The organism is Mycobacterium sp. NGS66 (assembly GCF_059812225.1).
Genome location: NZ_JCALCG010000016.1, coordinates 122,118 through 144,291 on the forward strand (window position 1 = coordinate 122,118; position 22,174 = coordinate 144,291).

Here is a 22,174-nt window from a genome sequence, read left to right on the forward strand (position 1 = left end):
GGGCCTTCACACACAAGGGAGATCGATATATGGGCGGCTTGTTCAGCATGACTCCGGACGGCGTCGACTTGTCGGCAGCGGCCGAGGCCGGGATCAGCGAGGGGATGGCGGCCACGACCGCGGCCGGAGCGGCGGCCCTCACCGGGGTCCTACCGATGGCGGCCGACGCGGACTCCATCCAGTTCGCGGCCGCGCTGAACGCCGCCGGTACGGCGTACCTGGCTTCGGCGGCCGAGCACGTCGGGCAGCGCGCGGCTTTTTCGGGTGCCCAAGGAATGGCTGCCGCCACCACGACGGCCGTCGAGGCGATCAGCGCGGGCCTGCTGTAAGAGGACGACATGGCCGACCCGAGGTGGTCAGGTCCGCCCGAGGTGGTAGCGGCAATCTTCGAGGCGGGCAGCGCGGCATCGGTGATCGCCAACAACCTGGTATGGGTCACCGAGACCGCGACCAAGGAACTGTCGATGGGACTTTCGGCGGTCAACACCCTTGTCACGGCCGCGCAATGGCAGGGTTTGGGGGCCACCGGCTCGATGGCCGCCGCGACCGGCCTGAACGCGGGACTGCAGACACTGGTCGGCTGGACCGCGCACAAGATCAGCGTCACCCAAGCCGCCGTCGAGGCCTTCACCATTGCGCAGTCCACGGTCATCCCATCGGTGGTCTCGCAGACCAACCGAGACGAATGGGCCGTGCTGAACGCCACCAACTTCTTCGGTCAGAACACCCCGGCGATCGTCGAACGCGACACGGAATACTTCGGCGAGCATTGGCCGCACAATTCGATCCGCGGCTGGACGTACTCCGGCGTCATGGGCACGCTGACTGCCGTTCTGGGCGTGCCGCCGCCCATCGCCCCGCTCGGAGCGTCACCGGGCGCCCCGGCGGCCGCCGCAGAAGCCGTCGGGCAGGCCGCGGCACACACCGGCGTGAACGACGCGATGCAGGCATCGACGCAGGCCGCCCAGACCGCGGGGCACACCGCGGCCACTCCCCCTGACGCGAGTAGCCAACTGAGTTCGCTTGTGCAGCAACCCATGTCGATGATGTCCAGCGCCACCGAGCCACTCAAGCAGCTGGTCCACGCGCCGCTCCAGGCGTTCCAGGGAATCACCGGCCTGCCGCAAACCATGCTGCAATCGATGGCCGGCATGTTTCCCGCGACCGCCGCGCCGAATGCGGCCGCGGCCGTCGAACCGGTGCTGGCCGGAGGTGGGGTCGGTGGTGCGTCCGCCGGCGGCGCCGGCACAGTCGGGTCCTTTCCCGGAGCTGGACTGACCAGCTACACAAGGCCAACCAGTAGTTTCGAGCCGGAAACCGGCGGCAGGCCCGTGGGCCTACGGGCCGGGGTGCTCAATGCCACCGAGATACGAAGTCCCACAACGACTTCCGGAATGGGTGGTGCTCCCATGCCGTTGACGTCGGCGGGCATGTCGGCGCGTGGCGGCGGCGGTGAGAACGAGAAGGACGTCGCCCGCGCCCGCGTCGTCGTCCCCAGCGACCAGCTGAAGGACGTCTGAGCGACGACGACCAGCTTGATGCACGTCATTTTTAGCGTTGTGCGGAAGCTGATGCATAGCAGTGGTTTTCACAGGTAAACGTCCACGGGACCTCCGGGCCGGGTAACGTTGCCCTTGATGAATTGGTTGCTGCTCGGCAAGGTCGCACTGCTCGCCTTTCTTGTGCTGGGCTGCAGCGTCTTGGTGATCACCTACCTGCGCAAGTCCCGTGGTGGATTTCCGCCACGAAGCGCCGACCCCTACGCCTCCCCGTACCTGGATTTGATGCATGGAGGTGTGCCGCCGACACCGTTACCGGAGTGGGTCGAATCGGCTGAGGCTGACGATAGCGAGGGCAGAGGCGATCAACACCCGCCGCCGGAGCCTCGTCGTTGACGTCTGCCGCGGGCGCCTCGGCGCCCGCATACTGAACGGGTGACTGCAGTGTCAGCGCTTGTCAGCGCCGGTGCCCGCCGCCACGCATTCGGAGTCGGATAGGACATGCTCAGCGCCGGGTCGGTGGTGGCGGGTTACCGGATCGAGCGGGTACTGGGTTCGGGCGGCATGGGTGAGGTTTACCTGGCCGCGCACCCGAGTCTTCCCCGCTACGACGCGCTCAAGGTACTCAATGCCGAGTTGTCGGGCAATCCGGATTTTCGCGCTCGGTTCATCCGGGAAGCCGATGTCGCGGCTCGGTTGGACCACCCCAACATCGTGTCGATCTATAACCGCGGGCAAACCGATGAGGGTCAGTTGTGGATCGCGATGCAATTCGTCGACGGCACCGACGCCGACAAGGTGTTGCGCGCGGGCACGATGACCCCCGCACGCGCCGTGTACATCATCAGCGAGGTCGCCAAGGCGCTGGACTACGCCGATCAGTGCGGCGTCGTGCACCGCGACGTCAAGCCGGCGAACTTCCTGCTGTCCGGCCCGATCGGACCCGATGAGCGAGTCCTATTGGGGGACTTCGGGATTTCCCGTGCGCTCGGCGACGCGGGGTTGACGGTCACCGGGTCGGTGATGGCGACGGTGTCCTATGCTTCGCCCGAGGTCCTCAGTGGCCTCCCGTTCGACGGACGGGCGGACCAATACTCGTTGGGCTGCACGTTGTTTCGATTGCTGACGGGCAAGGCGCCGTTCGCGTGGGTCGACGGCATGGCGGCTGTGGTCGCCGCGCACCTGCAGGCGCCGCCGCCGCGGGTCAGCGATTGGGCGCCGGGGTTGTCGCCGCGCATGGACGCGGTGATCGCGACCGCGATGGCGAAGGATCCGGCGCATCGTTTTTCATCTAGCCGTGAACTGGCGGCCGCTGCTACGGCAGCGCTGCATGACGCGATGGGCTCGACTACTGCTCCGTGGCAACCGATTTCGGGTGCCCAGGTGAGCTCGCACTCGGTACCGACGGCCTCGACTGCCGCGCAGTGGTGGCAGCCGGGTGCCGCGCGCACGATGGCGGCCGCGCCCACGCCGCCGCAATATCCATGGCCTCCCCCACCGCCCGGGTTCCCGGGTTTGCCGCCAGGAAGACGACGGCGGGATCGACGCCGGATTGCGATTGTCGCAACGGCCGCCATCGCGGTCGTCGCTGCCATGGTCATGGCGCTGACGTTCACTGTGCGATCCCAGCCACCACACACCGCGCCGCCGACGGCATCCGGACCGCCGACGTCGGCCGGCTCGGCGGATGGTCAGCCGCCCGGCACCGCAAGTGGGGCTCCGGGGCCGCCGGTGGCGGGTTCGGCACTCAGCGGATTATTGCTGCCCGCCGAGCAAGTCAGCCGGATCATGGGCGGAGCCAACATGCCTTCTGTCTCGTCGTCCGCCGACACCTGGACCGACGGTTCCCCCTACATCTCCGACAAAGACTGCACCGGACCCTACGAACCGGCTGACCAGGCGACGTACGTCAACTCCGGAGCCGTCGCCTCGCACTTTCAGCAGATGGAGAATCCCGCCGGTCCAGAAGCAGTCCAGCAGGCTGTCATCGCCTTCCCCACCGCCGACGCCGCCCAAAAGGTGCTCGCCGATCTACACCAGAAATGGGCAGCATGCGCGGGGCGCACCTTCACGCTCACGCTTCCCCGAGAGGCACCTCATCGGTGGAGTTTCAGCCCGCTGAGCACTCCCAACGGCACCCTGGTACTGACGACATCCAGAGAAGGCAGAAGTTACGCCGGGTGTCAGCGCGCCCTGGCCGCCCGCAACAACGTCATCATCGACGTCGGCGCCTGCAACATGAGCGTCGACAAGAAGGGCGTCGAGATTCTCAACGCCATCGCCGCGAAAATCCCCCAATAGCGCGCTTGCGGTCAAGTTGGCCACCGGCTGCCAGCCACTAATCTGAGACCCAAATGGTCATGCTCAGCGTCGGGTCGGTGGTGGCGGGTTACCGCATCGAGCGGGTACTGGGTTCGGGCGGCATGGGAGCGGTTTATCTGGCCGCGAATCCGAATCTTCCACGCTATGACGCGTTGAAGGTGCTCAGCGCACAGTTGTCGGCCAACGCCGATTTCCGGGCCCGCTTCATCCGGGAAGCAGATGTCGCCGCCCGGCTGGATCACCCGAACATCGTGTCGATCTACGACCGCGGCCAAACCGGCGAAGGTCAGCTGTGGATCGCGATGCAGTTCGTCGACGGCACCGACGCCGACAAAGCGGTGCGCGCGGGCGCCGTGTCGCCGGCGCGCGCGGTGCATATCGTCGGCCAGGCCGCCAAGGCGCTCGACTACGCCCACCAGCACGGCGTAATCCACCGGGACATCAAGCCGGCCAACCTGTTGCTGTCCGGCACGATTGGTCCCGATGAGCGAGTCTTGTTGGGAGACTTCGGGATTGCTCGCGCGCTCGGCGATGCTGGACTGACCGGCACGGGCTCGTTGCTCGCCACGCTGCCGTATGCGGCACCGGAGGTGCTCGCCGGACGACCGGCTGACGCCCGGGCGGACCTGTATTCCTTGGGGTGCACCCTGTTTCGGATGCTTACCGGCCACGAGCCGTATGCCACGGATCCGGGTATGGCGGCCGTGGTGGCCGCGCATTTGTACGCCCCACCACCAAGAGTCACCGATCTGCTGCCCGGCATATCAACGCGGATGGATGCGGTGATTGCTACGGCAATGGCCAAAGACCCCGTCCGGCGGTTCTCGTCGGCGCGCCAGCTGGCCGCCGCCGCCGCCGAGGCGCTCACCGATGCCGCGACACCGTCAACAGTTGTGCCGACACCTGTTATGCGGCAACAGATTCGCGGCGAGCCCATGCCCCCACCCGGCTATCCGCCGTGGCCCGGTCTCCCGTTGCCCCCGCCCCCGGTCAGGCGGCGACGCCGCAGGATCGCGGCGCTAATAGTCGTCGTTCTGGTGGTCGCCGCCACAGTGGTCACCGCCGTCGCGCGTACCTGGCGATCCCACTCACCGCCCGCCGCCGCAGCATCGGTATCAAACTCGCCGGCATCCAGCAATCCACCGGCTATCTCGTCAGACACCACGTCGGCGACGGGTCCAGGAGCACTGCAGCCAGCCTCGGCATTGGCTGGGCTGCTGCTGTCCACGCAAGAGCTCGCGGCGATATTCGGCGTCCCTTCGATGGTCGTGCAAAACACCTCGAGTAACGGCTTCACCGATGACACCCCGGCTATCTCGGAGAAGGACTGCACCGGTCCGTATGCACCGGCCGACCTGGGGGCCTACGCCCACACTGGATCGATCGGATCGCAGCTCCAGATCGTCGCCAACCCGACCGGCCCGAACATGGTCGAGCAAGCGGTGGTCGCATTTTTCTCCGCGGACGCGGCTCGTAAGGTTTTCGACGATCAACACCGACAATGGGCGGCCTGTGCTGGGCGATCCTTCACGCTTACCGTCCCCAACGAAACTCCTAGCCGTTGGACCTTCGGGTCGTTGGACACGCCCGACGGTTTTCTGGTCATCAGATTCACCGCTCAAGCTCGGAGCTCAGCCAGTGTTCAGCGCGTGTTGGCTGTCCGCAACAACGTCATCATCGACGTCGCGGCCAACGGGTTGAACGTCGGCGACCAAGGCCTGGCAATCGTCAAGGCAATCACAGCGAAGATCCCGCAATAAGTGGCTCTCTTTCGCGCGCGGGGCGCGCTCAGCGACCGGGGCTTGGTTTGATGGGCCCCGGCTCTCTTTTGCGCGCGGGGCGCGCTCAGCGACCGGGGCTTGGTTTGATGGGCCCCGGCTCTCTTTCGCGCGCGAGGCGCGCTCAGCGACCGGGGCCGGGAGGTCCGGCGAAGGCTTGAGCTATCTCCAGCCAGCGCTGCGCATCCGGTCCCTCTGCCGCAATGTCCAGGGTGTTCAATCCACGTCGCTGCGTGACGAGATAGCAGAAGTCCTGTGCGGACCCGGTGACGCGCTGCAGTGCGTCGGGTGGACCCCACGACCACGTGTCGCCGCCGGGTCCCCGCAGCTCGACCCGAAAAGGCTCAGTCGGAGGCGCCAGATTGTTCACCACAAAGGCGTAGTCGCGGGTGCGCACTCCAAGATGCGCGATAGAGCGCAGTCGCTCGGTGGCGGGCCGGTCGACGCCCAGAGCATCGGCGACGTCAAGTCCGTGCGCCCAGGTCTCCATCAACCGCGCGGTGGCCATCGACGCAGCGCTCATCGGAGGTCCGAACCACGACAGCTTGCGCCCGTCGGGAACGGACACCAGAGCGTCGTGCAACCGGGCTCGAGTGCCGCGCCAGTCGGCTAGCAGCTCCGCCGGCGCCATAACCGCCAACTCTTCGGCACCCGCATCGACGAAGCCCGCGGGATCGGCGCTCGCCGCGGCCAGCACCTCGCCGAACCCGGCCTCGTCGGTGATCGCGATCAACGAGACCCGGTCGGTCCATAACAAATGCGCGATCTGGTGCGCGATCGTCCATCCCGGGGATGGGGTCGGATCGGCCCAACGGTCCGGCGGCAGAGGCGCCACCAATGCATCGAGCTCTTCGCTTTCGGCCCGCAGGTCGGCGACGATCGGTGCTGCACCAGCCACGGTTACCTCCTGAAGGAATCCTGGTCGCGAGTCAAGGAACGGTCGGCTGCCCGCACCGGCTGGCCCCGCCGCCCGATGATGCCGTGAGCGACCAGCCCAACCAGATAGAGTCCCGCCGCGAACAGCGCAAACCCCGGCGCGCGACCGTCATCAGGAACCATCGTCGCCGCAATGTTTATCGAGACCAGGAACGCGACCCAGAACACCGCGTCTTGCACAGCGAACACGTGGCCGCGGAGCGCGTCGTCGACATCGATTTGCATCGCGAAGTCGGCGCAGAGCTTGATCGTCTGACCGGTCACCCCGAGCAGAAAGCCGCAGATCACCATGATCGGTATCACCAGTCCGGCCCCGGCGATCTGGATGAGCATGGCCGCCACCAGCGCACCGTTTGCAGTCGCGTAGCGGCCCCAGCGACGGACCATGGGCGGAGTGAGCGCGGTGGCGAGGAAGGCGCCGATTCCCGCCGCCGCAAAGAAGATCAGCGCGGTTGCCAGTCCGCTTTTCTGCGGATTACTCGGGTGGTGGACGAGCAGCAACAGCAGCAGCGAATTGATGCCGACCACCATCCGGTGCGCGGCCAAACCGGACAGGGTGGCAGCGACCGTCGGTAGTTGCACCACAGTCCGTGCGCCGTGCACCCAACCGGTGATCACGGCGTAGAACACCGATCCGTGGATCGCGCGCCGGGTGTCATCCGGGCCCAGTGCCCTGGGGGCGAATCGCCACGACAAGAGCAACGCGACCGCCAGCGGGATCGTGACGATGAAGATGATGACCGAGGAGCCCTTATCCCCTGCGCCGGCCAGCCAGCGGGGCGGCAGCATGAAGATGACACCGACAAAGGCCGCGACCGCGCCCGACGCGGTAGCCACTGAGTTCATCGTGACCACCTGTTCGCGCGGCACCACATGCGGCAACGACGCCGACAGGCCGGACAGCACGAACCGGGTCAGGCCGTTGGCCAGCAGCGCCAAACACAGCAACGGCCACTCCCCCGCCCGGGTGGCCAGGATCGTCCCGATGGCAGTGACCAGCACCAACCGGCCCAGGTTGGCGCCTACCAGTACCAGCCGTCGATCCCACCGATCCATCAGCGCGCCAGCGAATGGACCCAAAAGTGAGTAGGGCAGAAACAGCACGGTGAAGGCACCCGAGATCGCCATCGGGTCGGCGGCCCGTTCCGGGTTGAATAGCAACGCTCCGGCCATGCCCGCCTGAAAAAGCCCGTCGCCGAACTGACTTACCATGCGCACCTGCAGCAGTCGCCAGAAGTCGGGCAGACTGCGCACCGACCGCCAAAGGGCGACGGGCGCGCTCCCCTGCATTCGGGGTTGATCCACAGCACCCACTTCCAACGATCGGGGGTAGCAAGGGTCACCTCGCTCGGCGCCGACCCAACAACAGTACAAATATCCGCGAGCCGTGCACGTTTGGCCCGGCGATGCCAGCCGGAGTGCCATGATGGAGTGGTGCCGCAGCCCGAGGATCCCGAGGACTATGTCGCACCTGCCGCGCAACGGGTGCGTGCAGGAACGTTGCTGCTCGCCAACACCGATCTGCTGGAACCGACGTTCCGTCGCAGCGTCATCTACATCGTCGAGCACAATGACGGCGGCACATTAGGTGTGGTGCTCAACCGCTCCAGCGAGACGGCGGTGTACAACGTCTTGCCGCAGTGGGCCAAGCTTGCGGCCAAGCCGAAGACCATGTTCATCGGTGGGCCGGTGAAGCGGGACGCGGCGCTGTGTCTGGCGGTGCTGCGCGTCGGCGTCGATCCGCAGGGGGCGCCTGGTCTACGGCATGTGGCCGGACGGATGGCGATGGTGGATCTGGATGCCGACCCGGATCAGATCGCACCATTTGTGGAGGGCGTGCGAATATACGCGGGGTACTCCGGCTGGACCATCGGGCAGCTCGAAGGCGAGATAGAACGAGACGACTGGATTGTCTTGTCTGCGTTGCCATCTGACGTTCTGGTGGGTCCGCGGTCCGACCTGTGGGGTCAGGTACTGCGCCGGCAGCCGTTGCCGCTTTCGCTGCTGGCCACTCACCCGATCGACGTCAGCCGCAACTGAGCGGATCGCCCGCGGGCTTACTCACCGAACGTGGGTGGTATGGACGAAAAGCGCCGATCAATTTCCGTGCATAGCCCACACGTTCGACGCGCTCACCATCGCCGCCCAAAATGACGTTCAGTGGCAGGACAGCGTGCAGACCGCGCAATTGCCGGCGCAGACGCCCGGCTCGGTAGCCGCGCCGCGGCGCAATACAAACCGTGCGCTCTGCCATGACCCGACGGCCAGCGTGCCGAAAGCGCCTGCTACACAGATGATCACCAGCACCAAGGCGGTGGGAGGCGCCGCGACCAAAGCGACCACGCCGCCGGCCGCCAGCATCAAAGCGACCGCCAACTGAGTGGGCGCCATGGCACGCAGAGCCGTCTGGGTCGCGTCGGCGGTGGGCGCGTGGGAAAGGGACCAGGTTCCGAAGCCGGCGGACACCACCGCCGCACACACGCATAGCACGCCCGCGATCAGCATGGGCTCACAATACGAGCCCGCCCGGCGACCCGCTCGTCGGGCTCCTGCCGCTTAGCGCGGTTGGGTGCCCAGCAGGTTCAGGTGCAGGTTCGGCAACGGCGGCAGCCCAGGAAGCAGGGCCAACAGATTGGGCGTGGGTTGCGGGGTCAGCGACTGGCCGGGTGCCGGCGGCGCCGCCGCGGGAATTCCCGCGGGTGCCGGCAGGGTCGGTGCACGAGGTGCCACCACCGGCGCCTGCGCAGGCACGGCGACCGGAGCCGCGGCCGATATCTGGGTGGGCGTCGCCACCGGCGCTTGCGGGGGAGCGACGGCTGTCTGCGGGGGAGCGACGACGGGCGCCTGCGGGGGAGCGACGACCGCCTGCGGGGGAGCCGCCGGAGCCACGGGAGCCGCGGGAGCCACGGGAGCCGCGGGAGCGGCCGGCGCCGTCGGAGCCGTCACGCGGAACCCGTTGATGATGGCGTCGGTGGCCGGACCGTCAGCGACTGCCTGCGACAGGGCGGTGGTCACTGCCAGCGACACCAGATACCTGTCCTTGCCGGACGTTGCGATGACGTGGCGCCGCGAGGTGTTTAGCGCCATCTCGTTCTGGCGATACGTGCCCTCGATGATTGACGACGGGAAGCCCATGAAGTCGGCCTGCGAGGCATTCGTGGTCTGCCAGGCAGACAGTTGCTGACTGTCGACGAAGCCGTGGGTGATCGCCTCCCTGGGGTCGAAGTCGCCGATCAGCTTGTACACCACCAGCTGTGCGTTCGAGGTGTACAGGCTGTTGCCGAGCCGGTCGGCGATCACGGCAAACGCGTCGGGCACGTTGGGATCGGGAACCTGAGTCCAGCGGGTCGGCACCGGCAAGGTGATGTCGAGCGCATTGAAGCCCTGGGGTTTCTGCGCTTCCAGCTTGACGCCCTTGGACTGCAGGTAGTCGCGGATTGTCCCGGTGACCGGCGGGGTCGCGGTGGCCGGCATCGGGGTGCCCGCCCCTGGTGCCGGCGCGGCCGTCGGAATGGGCGGGCTGACCGGAGTCCCGGGGTTGGCCCCCGGCGCCGTCGGCGCGAACCGGTTAGTGCTGCCTGGCAGGCCGGTGATGTTCTGCGGAGCTGGCGCCGGAGCTGTGACACCGGGAGTGGGCGGGGGGAGTGGCTGCAAAGGCGCCGCGGATGCGGTGGCACCGGCGAAGGCGGTGACACCGATCACGCCGGCGGCCAGACCTCCAGTGACGGCCAGCCACGTCCGTGCGACCTCAAACATTTTGCGTCGATCCTTCCTACCCCAGCTTTTCGGGGCCCGTGCTTCAGGCCGACTGTAATCAGAGGTCAAAGGGGGGAATAGGGCTGAAATCGAGCTGGGATGAAGCTCTGATCGGTGCGCTACGCAACCGATACCAACCTGTGGCCGGAGGGCCGACCGGCACCGCCCACTACCCTGTTCACGTGAGCGAATCCCCGACCGCCGCCCCCGGAGGCAACGCAGGTGCTGTTGTCCCGGACCCCGATGCGCCGCGATACCGCTACACCGCGGAACTGGCTGGCCGCATCGAGAGTGACTGGCAGCAGAAATGGGCTGAGCTCGGGACATTCACTGTGCCCAACCCCGTGGGCTCGCTGGCTCCCGCCGACGGTCGCGCCGTGCCGGAGGACAAGCTGTTCGTCCAGGACATGTTTCCCTACCCCTCCGGTGACGGACTGCACGTCGGGCATCCGCTGGGATACATCGCCACCGACGTCTTCGCCCGCTACAACCGGATGCTTGGCCGTAATGTGCTGCACGCCTTGGGATTCGACTCATTCGGGCTGCCCGCCGAGCAATATGCGATGCAAACCGGCACCCATCCGCGCACCAGGACCGAGGCCAACGTCGTCAACTTCCGGCGCCAGCTGGGACGGCTGGGCCTGGGCCATGACAGTCGACGCAGTTTCTCCACCACCGACGTCGAGTTCTACAAGTGGACCCAGTGGATCTTCCTGCAGATCTACAACGCCTGGTTCGACGTCGAGGCCAACAAGGCTAGGCCGATCTCCGAGCTGATCGCCGAATTCGATTCCGGTGCACGTCGTCTCGAGGACGGCAGGGACTGGGCGCAGCTGTCGGCGGGAGAGCGGGCCGACGTCGTCGACAGCCACCGGCTGGTCTACCGGGCCGACTCGCTGGTGAACTGGTGCCCCGGGCTGGGCACCGTGCTGGCCAACGAAGAGGTGACCGCCGACGGCCGCAGTGATCGGGGCAACTTCCCGGTATTCCGGAAACGGTTGCGGCAGTGGATGATGCGTATCACCGCCTATGCAGACCGGTTACTCGACGACCTGGACCTGCTGGACTGGCCCGAGAAGATAAAAACCATGCAGCGCAACTGGATTGGTCGCTCAACCGGTGCCGAGGCGCTGTTCACGGCGACCAGCCGGCACGGCCAACCGGTGGACATCGAGGTGTTCACCACCCGGCCCGACACTCTGTTCGGCGCCACCTACCTGGTGTTGGCGCCCGAACATGAACTGGTCGACGACCTGGTCGCGGGCGCTTGGCCGGACGGGACGAACCCGCAATGGACGTACGGCGCTACCACACCGGCTGACGCGGTCAACGCCTACCGCCGTGCCATCGGCGCCAAGTCGGACCTGGAGCGTCAGGAGAGCAGGGAGAAGACCGGCGTCTTCCTCGGCAGCCACGCGATCAATCCGGCCAACGGCAAACCCGTCCCTATCTTCATTGCCGACTATGTGCTGCTCGGCTACGGCACCGGCGCGATCATGGCGGTCCCCGGCCACGACCAGCGGGACTGGGATTTCGCCCGCGCGTTTGGCCTGCCGATCATCGAAGTCATTGCCGGCGGCGATATTTCGGAGGCCGCATACGCCGGCGACGGCACGCTGGTCAACTCCGGCTATCTCGACGGCCTGGACGTGGCGGCAGCCAAGGAGGCGATCACCGCCCGGCTGGAGGCCGAGGGGAAGGGCCGGGCCCGCATCGAATACAAGCTGCGCGACTGGCTGTTCGCCAGGCAAAGGTATTGGGGTGAGCCGTTTCCCATCGTCTATGACAGCGACGGACGCGCCCACGCGCTCGACGAGGCCGCGCTGCCGGTCGAGCTGCCCGACGTGCCGGACTATTCGCCCGTGCTGTTCGACCCCGACGACGCCGACAGCGAACCCTCGCCGCCGCTGGCCAAGGCAACCGATTGGGTGCACGTAGAGCTGGACCTGGGCGACGGCCTGAAGCCCTATACCCGCGACACCAACGTGATGCCGCAATGGGCGGCCAGCTCTTGGTACGAACTGCGCTATACCGATCCACACAACCCGGATCGCTTCTGCGCCAAGGAGAACGAAGCCTACTGGATGGGTCCGCGGCCCGCTGAGCACGGCCCCGACGACCCCGGTGGCGTCGACTTGTACGTCGGCGGCGCCGAGCACGCCGTGCTGCACCTGCTGTATTGCCGGTTCTGGCACAAGGTCCTCTACGACCTGGGACAGGTCAGTTCCCTGGAGCCCTACCGCAAGCTGGTCAACCAGGGCTACATCCAGGCCTTCGCCTACACTGATGCGCGCGGCTCCTATGTGCCCGCAGAGCAGGTGATCGAGCGCGACGGAAGATTCGTCTACCCCACACCCGACGGCGAAATCGAAGTGTTTCAGGAATTCGGGAAAATCGGTAAGAGCCTGAAGAATTCGATATCGCCCGACGAGATCTGCGACGGGTACGGCGCCGACACGTTGCGGGTGTACGAGATGTCGATGGGCCCGCTGGAAGCCTCTCGACCGTGGGCCACCAAGGATGTCGTCGGCGCGCATCGATTTTTGCAGCGGGTGTGGCGATTGGTGGTCGACGAACACACCGGTGACACCACGGTGATCGATACCGAGCTGGCCACCGACACCTTGCGAGCGCTGCATCGCACTATCGCCGGCGTCTCGGAAGACTATGCGGCACTGCGTAATAACACCGCGGCGGCCAAACTGATCGAATACACCAACCACCTGACCAAGGAGCACCGTGACTCGGTGCCCCGAGCGGCGGTCGAACCGCTGGTCCTGATGCTGGCACCGCTGGCCCCGCACCTGGCGGAGGAGCTCTGGCTGCGCCTGGGCCACACCACCTCGTTGGCGCACGGTCCGTTCCCGCAGTCCGATCCGGCTTACCTGGTCGACGAAACGGTCGAATACCCGGTACAGGTGAACGGCAAGGTGCGTGGCCGGGTGGTGGTGGCCGCCGACGCCGACGAAGAGACGTTGAAGGCCGCCGCCCTGGCCGACGACAAGGTGCAGGCGTTCTTGGCGGGCGCCACCCCGCGCAAGGTGATCGTCGTCCCCGGCCGGCTGGTCAACCTCGTCGTTTGACGCGGACCAGGTCGGGTTTCACGCCTGCTTGCGCGCCGGCGATTCACCCGCGGCGCTGGCTGCCGGTTCGCCGGAGGCCAGGCGCTCCAGCGGCTTCAGTGCCTTCATCAGGGTGTTCAAGTCCGCGGCGGGGAGCTGACCGAGCATGGCGGCGAGGGCGGCCCGCCGGTTGGCCAGCGATTCGCCATGCACTGCCCGGCCTCGGGGGGTGATGTCGACCAGCACGGCGCGCAGGTCAGATGGGTCACGCGAGCGCTTTACCAGGCCGATCTTCTCCAGCCGTCGGATTGCCACGGTGGTGGTGGGCGTGCGTACCCGTTCGTGCGCGGCCAGGTCTGTCATCCGGATGGGCCCCTGGTCCAGCAACGTGACGAGGATCGACAGCTGGGCCAGGGTCAGCTCACCGGCTGCCGCCCCGTTGGGATCCCCTCGGCGCAGGATCGAAAACAGCTTGGACAGCGCGCGGTGCAGGCCTTCTGCCAGCTCCGCCAACTCGGGCTCGGTGGATTCGCTGTCCGCCATAAGTCGGCAGTCTAACGCGCTATGCCGCACGTAGTCGGTAGTTACCTGGAAAAGGCTTAGATCGTCAAAGTACTTGGGAAAGGAACTTCTTTAAGCGCTCTGTTTGCGCAGCTTCGAATATTTGCTCTGGTGGCCCGGATTCCACCACCTTGCCGTGATCCATGAAGACGACGGTGTCCGATGCCGAGCGGGCAAAGCCCATCTCGTGGGTGACCACGATCATCGTCATGCCGTCGTCGCCGAGGTCGCTGATCAGCTGCAGGATTCCCTTGACCAGCTCGGGGTCCAGCGCCGAAGTGGCTTCGTCGAAGAACATCACCTGCGGGGACATCGCCAAAGCCCGAGCGATCGCGACCCGTTGTTGTTGACCGCCCGAGAGCGTGCCCGGGCGCGCATTGGCCTTGTGCTTCAAGCCGACCCGGTCCAGCTGTGTCAATGCCAGCTCACGTGCGGCGTCGGCGGACAACCGACGCAACTTGCGCGGCGCCAGCGCGACGTTGTCCAAAACGCTGCGGTGCGGAAACAGGTTGAAATGCTGGAACACCATGCCGATGCGCTGACGCAACTCGTCGGGGTCGTCGTGCAATACCGACCGTCCGTCGAGGAGAATGTCCCCGCTATCGGGCTCGTGCAAGCGGTTCAGGGTGCGCAGCAGTGTCGACTTGCCGGAACCCGACGGGCCGACGACGGCCACCGTGCGGCCCGCCGGAGCCTCGATATCGACACCGCGCAGCACCACCGTCCCGTTGAGGGTTTGGTGAATATCCTTGCCTACCAAGGACACTGACCGTCGGTCCACTTTCTCTTCGGTCATGTCATCTCCTGACCGAAGGTGGACTTGAGCATGTCCGGAGTCTCTTCTGGTTCCACTGCCGCGCGTCCGCGGCGCAGCCGGGCGTCGATGTAGTTCACCAAATGCGTCAACGGGACGGTCAACATCAGGTAGAAGACGCCGGCAGCCACCAGGGGCGACAAGTTGCCGGTCTGCGCGTTCAGGTCGCGGCCCACCTGAAACAGCTCGCGCTGCTGGGCGACCAAGCCCAGGAAATACACCAGCGCCGAGGCCTTCAACAGCGCGATGAACTGGTTGACCAAGGCGGGCAGCACCCTGCGGATCCCCTGCGGTATCACCACCAGCCGCATCGCGGCCGGGTAACTGAAGCCGAGCGCACGCGAGGCCTCCAGCTGGCCGGGGTCCACGCTCTGGATGCCGGCCCGCAGAATTTCACCGACATAGGCCGCGGCCATCAAGCCCAGCGCGGCAATCCCCAGCGGATAAGGATTGTTGTTGGTCAGGCCGCCCACTATCGGCCCGACACCGAGCCCGATGATCAGAATGATCACCACTTCGGGAAGGCCGCGGAAGACATCGGTGTAGACCCGCGCCGGCCATCGCAACCAGCGAGAACCAGAGATTCCAGCGATCGCCAGGCCCATGCCGACCACCAGCCCGATGACGCCGGCACTGACGGTGAGGATCAACGTGTTGGGCAGCCCGGTGGTGAACAGCGCGGGGATGGCCTGCCGGTACATGTCCCAGTCGAGAAACGAGTCGCGCAGCTGGGCCAGGGTGGACTTCGGTGCTGCCGGACTTACCGGTTTGTGGTGGTGGCTGGCGGCGATGGCACCGAAGTCGGGCAGGATCGGGCCGGGAGCGGCCCGCGACCCGGGCTTCCACCCCGGCGGCAGCGACCGCGGAACCCACTCGTTGTACAGCTTCGTCCAGGTGCCGTCGCGGATCACCTCGTCCAGCGCCGAGTTCAGCGCGTCGAGCAGTGGCTGGTTGTCTTTGGCCACCGCGTAGGCGACGAAGGAACCCGGGCTGAAGGTGTTCGCGACAATCGTCGCCGGATCCCCGGACCGCATCACCGTCTGGGCCTGCAATGACGGCGCCACCCACGCATCGAGCTGGCGGGCCTTGAGGGCGGCGTACACCGTGACGAAGTCGGGATACTTCACCGGTTGCAGTTGCAGGGTGTCGACGACGTACGACTCCTCGACGGTGCCCTGCACGACGCCGATGCGCTGCCCCTCGGCGAGGTCGGTGAACTTCTTGATGGCGGAGCCCGGCGGCACCACCAGCGCGTAGTAGCCGAAGTCGTAGCCGTTGGTGAATGCGACGGTGCGACGACGGGCGTCGGTGGCCTTGATGGATGCGGAGCCGACGTCGAAGCGCCGCGACGCCACCTGGGCGAGCAGTCCGGCGAAATTCGTGCCGACGAAGCGGACCTGCAGGCCCAGCTTCTTGGCCATGGCACGCAACAGCTGGTTGTCGAACCCGCTGAATCGTCCGGTCGGGTTGATGCAGGCGTTGGGCGGGGCATCCGACAGCGTGCCCACGGTAAGAACCCCCGGCGTCCCGAGGCCCAATGCACCGAGGTCCACCGAGCTCAGCGGCTCGACCGACGGGGTCGTGTTCGGGTCGTCTTGGGCCACCGCCGGATTCTCGGTCAGGTCTTTCGGCAACGTGGTCGCGCTGTCCAAACCCGGTGGCGCGCACTGATTTCGGTCCGCGAATGCCAGCCCGGCCAGCGTCGTCGACGTCAGGCCACCCACCATCAGGACCGCGACGACGATTGAAAGCAGCTTGGCAACGCGATTGGCGGGCAGACTCACACACAAACTCATCACCGCCACCGTATCGGCCGACGGCCGAACCGTTCAGAGCGCAATCGATGGTTCCGTGCGCGCCGCGTCGGCTCCGGCCAGTACCCGGACGTGTGCGGGGATGGGCGTGCCTGGTGCGGTGAATACCCGGCGCCGCCACAGCTCGGCCAGCATCGTCTGAGCCATCAAAGAGGACCGGGCAATGCAGGCCGCCCGCGCGGCTTCCGGGTCATGCCGATGGATCGCGGCGTTCTCGTCTTCGTAGAACGGCAACACGTCGTCCCGGTTGATGTGGTAGGTCATCCAGAACACCCGGGGGATGAGGTTTTGCGAGGCACGAATCGTGGCGTGCAGCCGTGGTCCGGCGTATTCGTCGTTGATGGTGCGCCGGTACTCCCGAGCCACTTCGGTGAACGCCCGCGATTCCTTGGCCGAGCGCATCGCGCGCATGAGCGCGTCGAGTTGTCCGAGGATCCGCGGCGTGGGGTTGGTGGCCGCGCGGGCCGACGCGATGCCGTTCAGCAGTCCGTCGAGTTCGTAGTGCTCCAAAACGGTGGCTTCGTCGAACCGTTCCACGAACGCGCCCCGGTGATAGCGCGTCGACACGATCCCGTCGTGTTCGAGTTGGACCAGCGCCTCTTGAATCGGGACACGACTGACTCCGAGGCCATGCGCGATCTCATTGCGGTCGACCCGGTCGCCGCTGCGCAGTTTGCCGGTGAGCACCAGGTTGAGGATGTGCGAGACAACCTCGTCCTTTTCTTTCACCCCGTATTTCTTGGGCATGGGTTTCAGCTGGCCTCTTTCAAACCCCTAGATCAGCGCGGCAAGTTTCTCACGACTCGGCGCGAATTATTAGGGGTTTGAATCAGAAGCCGAAGCAAACGCCCGCAATTCAGCGGCGGTCACGCCACCGGCATAGCGTCTCGGCAACGGTGAGGTCGTAATCCGGGCCGTTGCAGCCGACGGTCAACAGCGTCACCCCGAGCCCGGCGAGGCCCTCGGCGTTGGCGATCAGCGCGTCGGTGCCTTCGCCGCGGGCGACGCCGGTGTCGTTCTCCACCCCGGCGGACCGTTCGATGGCGGCGGGGTCTCGCCCGACGGCCGCACAGTGCTCGTCCAGCACCGCCGCCGCGGCGGGGTAGGTGTCCACGGTGGTGAATCCGTGCCAGATGTCGGCGTATTCGGCGACCAGGCGCAGCGTCTTGCGGGGACCTTTGCCGCCGATCAGCACCGGGATGTCGCGCGTGGGTGGTGGGTTGAGTTTCGCCAGGCGCGACTTGATCCGCGGCAGCGCGGCGGCCAGGTCGTCCAGGCGGCTGCCGGCCGTGCCGAATTCGTAGCCGTACTCGGTGTAGTCCTTCTCCTTCCAACCCGATCCGATCCCCAGGATCAGCCGGCCGTCGGAAATGTGGTCGACGGTACGGGCCATGTCGGCCAGCAGCTCGGGGTTTCGGTAGGAGTTGCACGTCACCAGGGCGCCGATTTCGATGCGCGACGTCTGCTCGGCCCACGCCGCCAGCACGGTCCAGCATTCGAAGTGCGGACCGTCGGGGTCGCCGTAGAGCGGGAAGAAGTGATCCCACGTGAAGGCGATGTCCACGCCGAGGTCCTCACAGCGGCGGACGGCGTCGCGGATGTTGCGGTAGTGCGGGGCGTGCTGCGGTTGCAGTTGCACGCCGATACGAACGGGGCGATCGGAAGTCATCTGACTAACGTATGCCGACTGCCGACTCAGCGTCCGTCGAGTACCCTGCGCAGCAGCTCGATCAGTGCGCGTGGCTGGTCGCTTTGCACCGAGTGCCCGGAATTCTCGACGATGTGCGCCGCCCGGAAATGCTTTGCGCGACGGGCGAGTTCGTCGGCGTCCTGGTCGTTGACGAAGCCCGACGAGCCGCCGCGGATCAGCGTGACGGGCGCCGCCAATGCGTCGACGTCGTCCCACAGCGCGCCGAAGTCGGGGAATTTACGGATGGCGTCGTAGCGCCACGTCCAGTTGCCGTTGTCCAGCCGGCGGGAGTTGTGGAACACGCCGCGGCGTAACGCTTTGACCTCGCGGTGCGGGGCGGCGGCAATGGTGAGGTCCAGCATGGCCTGGAAGCTGGGGAACTCTCGCTCGCCGTGCATCAGGGCCACCGTGCCCTGCTGCTCCTTGGTCATCTCGGAGTGCCGCTGCAATGCCGACGGCGTGACGTCGATCAGGACGAGTTCGTCGACCAGCTCGGGTGCTTGGGCGCCCAGCCGGATCGCCGTCAGCCCGCCCAGCGACATGCCGACGACAAGTTCGGCATCCGGCGCGAGTTCCCGCAGCACCGGCTCCAGCGCGGCGGCGTTGTGCTGCGGGGAGTAGTCGCCGTCTTCTCGCCACGCCGAGTGGCCGTGGCCGGGAAGGTCCACTGCCAGCGCGGGCTCGCCGAGGCCGACGATCACGGTGTCCCAGGTGTGGGCGTTCTGCCCGCCGCCGTGCAGGAAGATGATCCGCGGGCGCTCACCCCAGCGCAGCGCGCTGATGGTTCCGGCGTCCACCCGCTCGACCTTCGGTAGCGGACCCGAAACGCCGGCCTGCTCGGCGTTCTCGGACAACAACGCGAATTCGGAGAGCCCGGCCAGTTCGTCTTCGGAGATCTCAGTCACGATCTCCGACTCTATGCGTCACGCTGGCGTGACGCTCGGTGCCGGGCTGGGCGTCGAGACTGCGGAGGTGGCGACCAAACTGCGCTCAGGGCGTCGACTACTGCCGACGACCCGCCCTGACCGCAGTTTCGGCGCAGGAGCGCCGCGCGCACAGCTAGCCGACGATGAATTCTTCGAGCTGCGCGCGTGCCACGTCGTCGGGCAGCTGCTCGGGCGGGCTCTTCATCAGGTAGGCCGACGCCGCGACCACCGGCCCGCCGATCCCGCGGTCCTTGGCGATCTTGGCGGCCCGCACCGCGTCGATGATGACGCCGGCCGAGTTCGGCGAGTCCCACACCTCGAGCTTGTACTCCAGGTTCAGCGGCACGTCACCGAACGCGCGGCCTTCCAGCCGCACGTAGGCCCACTTGCGGTCGTCCAGCCAGCCGACGTGGTCGGACGGGCCGATGTGCACGTCCTTGGCGTTGAACTCGCGTTGCACGTTGGACGTGACGGCCTGGGTCTTGGAGATCTTCTTGGACTCCAGTCGCTCGCGCTCGAGCATGTTGAGGAAGTCCATGTTGCCGCCCACGTTGAGCTGCATGGTGCGGTCCAGTTGCACGCCGCGGTCCTCGAACAGCTTGGCCATCACGCGGTGGGTGATGGTGGCACCGACCTGGCTCTTGATGTCGTCACCGACGATCGGCACACCGGCGTCGGCGAACTTCTTGGCCCATACCGGGTCGGAGGCGATGAACACCGGCAGTGCGTTGACGAAAGCCACACCGGCGTCGATCGCGCACTGGGCATAGAACTTGTCCGCCTCTTCGGAGCCCACCGGCAGGTAGGACACCAGCACGTCCACCTTCGCGTCCTTGAGTACTTGGACCACGTCGACGGGCTCGGCGTCGGACAGTTCGATGGTGTCGGCGTAGTACTTGCCGATGCCGTCCAGCGTCGGGCCGCGCTGCACCAACACGTTGGTCGGTGCGACGTCGGCGATCTTGATGGTGTTGTTCTCCGAGGCGAAGATCGCATCCGACAGGTCGAAACCGACCTTCTTCGCGTCCACGTCGAAGGCCGCGACGAACTTGACGTCGCGGACGTGGTACGGGCCGAACCGCACGTGCATGAGGCCGGGGACCGTGGACGTGTCGTCGGCGTTCTGGTAGTACTCGACGCCCTGGACCAGCGAGGAGGCGCAGTTACCAACGCCGACAATCGCGACTCGTACGTCTGTCTGCGTCTGTCCTGCCTCCGGCCTCAACGGCTGGTGCTCACTCATTGGGCGTTCTCCTAACTTCATATCTGCTGTCTCAGGTATTGGGTTAACTGTTCCCTGTGGTGCGGGATTTATGTTTGCTCGGTAAGGCCGGGCATCGCCCGCTCGGCAGCGATGAGCTCGTTGAGCCACTTGACTTCACGTTCGCTGGACTCGAGTCCGAGTTGGTGCAGCTGGCGGGTGTAGCGGTCGAACGAGCTGCTGGCCCGCGCCACTGCTTCACGCAGCCCCTCGCGGCGTTCCTCGACCTGACGGCGGCGGCCCTCCAGAATGCGCATCCGCGCCTCGGCGGGAGTCCGGTTGAAGAAGGCCAGGTGCACCCCGAAGCCGTCGTCGGTGTAGTTGTGCGGGCCGGTGTCGGCGACCAATTCGGCGAACCGACGCCGGCCTTCATCGGTTAGCTGGTAGACGCGGCGCGCGCGGCGGACCGGGGTACCGGCCGGGGCGGCGTTCTCCGCGATCAGGCCGTCGGCTTGCATGCGCCGCAGGGCGGGATAGAGCGAACCGTAGGAGAATGCGCGGAATGCACCGAGCAAACCGGTGAGCCGCTTGCGTAGTTCGTAGCCGTGCATTGGCGATTCGATCAGGAGGCCCAGGATGGCGAGCTCCAGCACCGACTCACCTCCTTTGCTCGGCTAGTTGCTCAGCGATTTAGCGGCTCGACGCCTCGTGCCATCGTATCGTTCCGATATATTTGCGACAACACCACCGGGTGTTCGTGCGTTATTAGTCACAGCCACGCTTTTCGGCGGCCGAGCCGCGCCGAGCGTGGAGTCAAGACGGCAGATTCAACCGCTTGATGGTGCCGTCACCTGCGAAGTTGATGTAGCCGCCGCCGTAGTCGCTGGACACGTACACCGACAGGCTCAACGAATCGGGCTGCAACGGATCCTTTCCGGGCTCGATGATCAGGTACGTGCTCTTGACGTCGGCGGGTTTGATGTGGAGGGTTTGCGGCGCGCCCCGCATGATGCCCACGGCCTTCGTCACGTCGAACTTGCTGAGGTCGACGGGCACATCAGGGTCACCACTGCTTCTGGCGGAACTCGTCGGATCGCCCCAGCCACCGCGGTAGTCGTAGGCCAGCTTGCGCCGGTCGTCGGAAGGATCCGGCCGGTCGTAGACGGCGTAGGTCGGGTAGATCACCATCCGGTAGCCGATGGTGTCTCCGAACCGTTTGCGTGTTTGCTCCAACAGTCCGGTCAGCCCGCCGAGCGAATGCAACTGAGTGGGTGGTGTCAACACCACCGGCGCAATCCCGTCGGGTTTGGCGCCCGGGTCCCCGGCATGTCCGCCGAAGTCCAACGGTGAGGAGGTGTCGCCGTACAGCCCCCAACCGATGAGAACGCCCAGCAGCACGGACCCGACGAAGCCGGCCGCCAGTGCGCGCCAGCGCGCTGTGTTCAGCGGAAATTTCGGGCCACGCAGTCGGGCGGGTGCCGCGTTGCCCTGCAGGTCGGACACCAGCAGCTTCAAATCACCGAGCGTCACGGCGTTGGTGGCTTTGCCGATCCGTTCCCGGTGCTCTTCACCGGAAATTTGGCCGTCGCTGAGCGCGGCGTCAAGCAGCGTGCAAATCTCCTGACGGTCGGTGTCCTTGGCCCTGGTCGCAGTTGTCAACCCGCCGCCGAGTGGTGCCCCGAGCCATTTCGCCACGGGTTGATCGTAGAAGTCGTGCGCCAATCGTGATCGGCAATACCGCCGCTCAGGCCGGTCAACGGGGCGGACAACCGCGTTGGTTGCCTAACGGCGCCGCGGCGGGGGACGTACTCTGGT

Annotated in this window: 20 protein-coding genes; 7 read left to right on the plus strand and 13 right to left on the minus strand. The window is 66.3% G+C overall.

Annotation, left to right across the window (positions count from 1 at the left end):
* Positions 1–29 precede the first annotated feature (29 nt).
* The 5 genes from AC5Y2L_RS24380 (at position 30) to AC5Y2L_RS24400 (ending at position 5,581) form a co-directional block, all read left to right on the plus strand.
* Complete coding sequence (locus AC5Y2L_RS24380; protein ID WP_499938281.1) at positions 30–329, plus strand: PE domain-containing protein; 300 nt, start codon at positions 30–32, stop codon at positions 327–329.
* Between the two features lie 9 nt (positions 330–338).
* The gene (locus tag AC5Y2L_RS24385) at positions 339–1,520 is read left to right on the plus strand and encodes a PPE domain-containing protein (RefSeq protein ID WP_499938282.1); all 1,182 of its coding nucleotides are present in this window, start codon (positions 339–341) and stop codon (positions 1,518–1,520) included.
* Between the two features lie 117 nt (positions 1,521–1,637).
* Positions 1,638–1,895 (plus strand): hypothetical protein, encoded by a 258-nt coding sequence (locus AC5Y2L_RS24390; RefSeq protein WP_499938284.1) that lies wholly within the window; start codon positions 1,638–1,640, stop codon positions 1,893–1,895.
* A 105-nt stretch (positions 1,896–2,000) separates the two neighbouring features.
* Positions 2,001–3,800, plus strand: a complete 1,800-nt coding sequence (locus tag AC5Y2L_RS24395) for a serine/threonine-protein kinase PknH/PknJ (RefSeq protein WP_499938286.1) — start codon at positions 2,001–2,003, stop codon at positions 3,798–3,800.
* A 53-nt stretch (positions 3,801–3,853) separates the two neighbouring features.
* Complete coding sequence (locus AC5Y2L_RS24400) at positions 3,854–5,581, plus strand: serine/threonine-protein kinase PknH/PknJ (RefSeq protein WP_499938287.1); 1,728 nt, start codon at positions 3,854–3,856, stop codon at positions 5,579–5,581.
* A 142-nt stretch (positions 5,582–5,723) separates the two neighbouring features.
* Here the strand turns inward: AC5Y2L_RS24400 and AC5Y2L_RS24405 are convergent, their stop codons facing one another.
* Both AC5Y2L_RS24405 and AC5Y2L_RS24410 read right to left on the minus strand, forming a co-directional pair.
* Positions 5,724–6,497 carry a TIGR03084 family metal-binding protein gene (locus AC5Y2L_RS24405; RefSeq protein WP_499938289.1) on the minus strand — a complete coding sequence of 258 codons (774 nt, stop codon included), beginning with the start codon at positions 6,495–6,497 and terminating at the stop codon, positions 5,724–5,726.
* A 2-nt stretch (positions 6,498–6,499) separates the two neighbouring features.
* Positions 6,500–7,825 (minus strand): MFS transporter, encoded by a 1,326-nt coding sequence (locus AC5Y2L_RS24410; RefSeq protein ID WP_499938367.1) that lies wholly within the window; start codon positions 7,823–7,825, stop codon positions 6,500–6,502.
* A gap of 141 nt (positions 7,826–7,966) precedes the next feature.
* Here AC5Y2L_RS24410 and AC5Y2L_RS24415 point away from each other — a divergent pair, with 141 nt between their 5' ends.
* Entirely contained in the window at positions 7,967–8,575 is a 609-nt protein-coding gene (locus AC5Y2L_RS24415) for a YqgE/AlgH family protein (protein ID WP_499938291.1), read from the plus strand.
* Between the two features lie 117 nt (positions 8,576–8,692).
* Here the strand turns inward: AC5Y2L_RS24415 and AC5Y2L_RS24420 are convergent, their stop codons facing one another.
* Positions 8,693–9,040 (minus strand): hypothetical protein, encoded by a 348-nt coding sequence (locus AC5Y2L_RS24420; RefSeq protein WP_499938293.1) that lies wholly within the window; start codon positions 9,038–9,040, stop codon positions 8,693–8,695.
* A 51-nt stretch (positions 9,041–9,091) separates the two neighbouring features.
* Positions 9,092–10,291 carry an LpqN/LpqT family lipoprotein gene (locus AC5Y2L_RS24425; RefSeq protein WP_499938294.1) on the minus strand — a complete coding sequence of 400 codons (1,200 nt, stop codon included), beginning with the start codon at positions 10,289–10,291 and terminating at the stop codon, positions 9,092–9,094.
* Positions 10,292–10,473: 182 nt separating this feature from the next.
* Here AC5Y2L_RS24425 and leuS point away from each other — a divergent pair, with 182 nt between their 5' ends.
* A complete protein-coding gene (gene leuS / locus AC5Y2L_RS24430; protein ID WP_499938296.1) occupies positions 10,474–13,374 on the plus strand; it encodes a leucine--tRNA ligase in 2,901 nt (966 codons plus the stop codon).
* An 18-nt stretch (positions 13,375–13,392) separates the two neighbouring features.
* Here leuS and AC5Y2L_RS24435 read toward each other — a convergent pair whose 3' ends face one another.
* The 9 genes from AC5Y2L_RS24435 to AC5Y2L_RS24475 form a co-directional block, all read right to left on the minus strand.
* The gene (locus tag AC5Y2L_RS24435) at positions 13,393–13,896 is read right to left on the minus strand and encodes a MarR family winged helix-turn-helix transcriptional regulator (protein ID WP_499938297.1); all 504 of its coding nucleotides are present in this window, start codon (positions 13,894–13,896) and stop codon (positions 13,393–13,395) included.
* Positions 13,897–13,960: 64 nt separating this feature from the next.
* Entirely contained in the window at positions 13,961–14,710 is a 750-nt protein-coding gene (locus AC5Y2L_RS24440) for an amino acid ABC transporter ATP-binding protein (RefSeq protein WP_499938299.1), read from the minus strand.
* Positions 14,707–16,524, minus strand: coding sequence for an ABC transporter substrate-binding protein/permease (locus tag AC5Y2L_RS24445; protein WP_499938301.1), 1,818 nt, complete (start codon positions 16,522–16,524; stop codon positions 14,707–14,709). Before AC5Y2L_RS24445 ends, AC5Y2L_RS24440 begins: the two co-directional genes overlap by 4 nt.
* 33 nt (positions 16,525–16,557) lie before the next feature.
* A complete protein-coding gene (locus AC5Y2L_RS24450; protein ID WP_499938303.1) occupies positions 16,558–17,289 on the minus strand; it encodes a GntR family transcriptional regulator in 732 nt (243 codons plus the stop codon).
* A 109-nt stretch (positions 17,290–17,398) separates the two neighbouring features.
* The gene (locus AC5Y2L_RS24455; RefSeq protein ID WP_499938305.1) at positions 17,399–18,211 is read right to left on the minus strand and encodes an LLM class F420-dependent oxidoreductase; all 813 of its coding nucleotides are present in this window, start codon (positions 18,209–18,211) and stop codon (positions 17,399–17,401) included.
* Positions 18,212–18,237: 26 nt separating this feature from the next.
* On the minus strand, positions 18,238–19,137 hold the full coding sequence (locus AC5Y2L_RS24460; RefSeq protein ID WP_499938307.1) for an Rv0045c family esterase: 900 nt from the start codon (positions 19,135–19,137) through the stop codon (positions 18,238–18,240).
* A 154-nt stretch (positions 19,138–19,291) separates the two neighbouring features.
* Positions 19,292–20,401 (minus strand): inositol-3-phosphate synthase, encoded by a 1,110-nt coding sequence (locus AC5Y2L_RS24465; RefSeq protein ID WP_499938309.1) that lies wholly within the window; start codon positions 20,399–20,401, stop codon positions 19,292–19,294.
* 68 nt (positions 20,402–20,469) lie between these two features.
* Entirely contained in the window at positions 20,470–21,012 is a 543-nt protein-coding gene (locus AC5Y2L_RS24470; protein WP_499938311.1) for a PadR family transcriptional regulator, read from the minus strand.
* Between the two features lie 160 nt (positions 21,013–21,172).
* Complete coding sequence (locus AC5Y2L_RS24475; protein WP_499938313.1) at positions 21,173–22,054, minus strand: DUF1707 SHOCT-like domain-containing protein; 882 nt, start codon at positions 22,052–22,054, stop codon at positions 21,173–21,175.
* Between the last annotated feature and the right edge of the window lie 120 nt (positions 22,055–22,174).

Coding starts and splice junctions, on each gene's coding strand:
- AC5Y2L_RS24465 (WP_499938309.1), bottom strand. CDS start 20,401: ATGAGTGAGCACCAGCCGTTGAGGCCGGAGGCAGGACAGACGCAGACA.
- AC5Y2L_RS24445 (WP_499938301.1), bottom strand. CDS start 16,524: ATGAGTTTGTGTGTGAGTCTGCCCGCCAATCGCGTTGCCAAGCTGCTT.
- AC5Y2L_RS24450 (WP_499938303.1), bottom strand. CDS start 17,289: ATGCCCAAGAAATACGGGGTGAAAGAAAAGGACGAGGTTGTCTCGCAC.
- AC5Y2L_RS24385 (WP_499938282.1), top strand. CDS start 339: ATGGCCGACCCGAGGTGGTCAGGTCCGCCCGAGGTGGTAGCGGCAATC.
- AC5Y2L_RS24410 (WP_499938367.1), bottom strand. CDS start 7,825: ATGCAGGGGAGCGCGCCCGTCGCCCTTTGGCGGTCGGTGCGCAGTCTG.
- AC5Y2L_RS24395 (WP_499938286.1), top strand. CDS start 2,001: ATGCTCAGCGCCGGGTCGGTGGTGGCGGGTTACCGGATCGAGCGGGTA.
- AC5Y2L_RS24380 (WP_499938281.1), top strand. CDS start 30: ATGGGCGGCTTGTTCAGCATGACTCCGGACGGCGTCGACTTGTCGGCA.
- AC5Y2L_RS24440 (WP_499938299.1), bottom strand. CDS start 14,710: ATGACCGAAGAGAAAGTGGACCGACGGTCAGTGTCCTTGGTAGGCAAG.
- AC5Y2L_RS24455 (WP_499938305.1), bottom strand. CDS start 18,211: ATGACTTCCGATCGCCCCGTTCGTATCGGCGTGCAACTGCAACCGCAG.
- AC5Y2L_RS24435 (WP_499938297.1), bottom strand. CDS start 13,896: ATGGCGGACAGCGAATCCACCGAGCCCGAGTTGGCGGAGCTGGCAGAA.
- AC5Y2L_RS24425 (WP_499938294.1), bottom strand. CDS start 10,291: ATGTTTGAGGTCGCACGGACGTGGCTGGCCGTCACTGGAGGTCTGGCC.
- AC5Y2L_RS24400 (WP_499938287.1), top strand. CDS start 3,854: ATGGTCATGCTCAGCGTCGGGTCGGTGGTGGCGGGTTACCGCATCGAG.
- AC5Y2L_RS24420 (WP_499938293.1), bottom strand. CDS start 9,040: ATGCTGATCGCGGGCGTGCTATGCGTGTGTGCGGCGGTGGTGTCCGCC.
- AC5Y2L_RS24390 (WP_499938284.1), top strand. CDS start 1,638: ATGAATTGGTTGCTGCTCGGCAAGGTCGCACTGCTCGCCTTTCTTGTG.